This window comes from Methanosarcina sp. (genome assembly GCF_035390745.1).
Lineage (GTDB): Archaea > Halobacteriota > Methanosarcinia > Methanosarcinales > Methanosarcinaceae > Methanosarcina.
The window spans coordinates 3,704-5,434 of record NZ_DAOOUJ010000105.1; the positions used below are offsets into that span (position 1 = coordinate 3,704).

2 protein-coding genes are annotated in these 1,731 nt (G+C 44.4%); both read left to right on the forward strand.

Annotated features, from left to right (window positions below; all coding sequences use genetic code 11):
- Window positions 1-42 precede the first annotated feature (42 nt).
- The gene (locus PLL47_RS14355) at window positions 43-861 is read left to right on the forward strand and encodes an ABC transporter ATP-binding protein (RefSeq protein ID WP_324447176.1); all 819 of its coding nucleotides are present in this window, start codon (window positions 43-45) and stop codon (window positions 859-861) included.
- 158 nt (window positions 862-1,019) lie between these two features.
- The coding region (locus PLL47_RS14360) for a DUF1638 domain-containing protein (protein ID WP_324447178.1) at window positions 1,020-1,731 on the forward strand (712 nt) is incomplete at its 3' end.

Below are 1,731 nucleotides of genomic sequence, written 5' to 3' on the forward strand. Positions count from 1 at the left end.
TACTGGCTGAAATTCGGATTCCTAACTTAAAAGATGATACTAATGGCTGAAAAATCACAGAGTACAGGGTCGGAAAGTTCTCCTTCCCTGCTGGAAATGAAAAGCGTTACAGTTGTCAGGAGCGGAAAAAAAATCCTTGACTCCATATCTCTTTCAATCGAGCCGGGGGAACACGTTGCAATCATAGGGCCCAACGGTTCGGGAAAGTCTTCCCTGATAAAGACCCTGACAAAAGAATACCACCCTCTGGCAGGAGCCGAAGGGCTCGTACTGAAAATAATGGGAAAGGAGACATGGAATGTTTTTGAGCTCAGGAAACTTCTTGGGATAGTATCAGGGGATCTTCAGCAAACATACTGCCGTCAGATCAGGGTCTTTGATGTAATACTTTCCGGGTTTTTCAGCAGCATAGGAATATATTACAACCACAAAGTCACTCCTGAAATGGAAACCAGAGCAGAAGAAATTCTCGAATTTCTTGAGATTTCCCACCTTGCAGACAGGTTGATATGCGAACTCTCCTCAGGAGAAGCAAGAAGAGTGCTTATAGGGCGGGCTCTTGTTCACGACCCTCAGGCCCTTATCCTTGACGAACCTGCAAACAGCCTTGACTTAAAAGCCATGCACAGTTTTCGGGAGAGCGTCCGGAAAATAGCTGGTTCCGGGAAGAATGTTATCCTTGTCACCCACAACCTGCAGGACCTTATCCCCGAGATACGTCGTGTCATTTTGATAAAAGAAGGAAAAGTCTTCAGGGACGGAAGAAAGGAAGAGGTACTTACAGATGCAAACCTCTCCGAGCTCTTTTCCCTCTCCGTAAAAGTCCTGGAAAAAGAAGGCTACTATCAGGCCTGGATCTGAAAAAGCATCTTCCGACCCCAGCTCTGAAAATCCGCCCTTTTCAGAGCTTGCTGTGACAGAAAAAAGAGATCAGAAATTAAAAACCCTTGTTTTCGGCTAAGAGTTATTAGCTCTCCCGATAAGGATATTTATTAATACTCCCGGGTTAAGCCTATATTATGACCGTAATGGGCATAATCGGGTGCAGGGTATTCGAAGATGAAATTGTCCACGTGCTTTCAAATGACCCTGAACTGAAAAGGATTTACCTCGTAAAAAACAAAGAAAATATCGGCCTTCTGAATAAGCTTGAAGCTCAGGGACTTAAGCCCCTGATACTGCCTGTTTGCGATATAAGGGCTTGCCTGGAGAAAAATAACGAATTCAGCGTCATTGTCCAGCTCCAGGAAATAGGACTCCACGTAGACCCTTCCAGGCTTAAAAATAAAACATATACAAACCTGAACCTGATATCCAGACTTGCAGACGGAATCCTCCTTTTTTACGGGCTCTGCGGGCGTGCGTTTTCAAGAATGCAGAAAGATTTTCCTTATATCGAATGTTCTCTACAGCTTCTGCAGGACAGAAGCGCAGGTGAATCATCCCGGCCTCTTGAAGACTGTATTGCAGCAGCCCTTGGAGGCAACTCCCGCTACCGTGAAATTCTTAAAAGCCATAGGGATACTTTTTTCTTGACTCCCATGTGGGCAGTAAACTGGAAAAGTGCTTTCAGAATGGATAATGAAAATGGTTTTGAGTTCACCCCTGAAAGCCTGAAAGAACTCGGATACCGAAAAATCGCACGGGTCAATACAGGGCTTTTTTATGAACCTGATTTTGAGAGAAAGATTGAAGAATTTGCGCTTAACTTCGGTTTTGAGCTAATAGAAC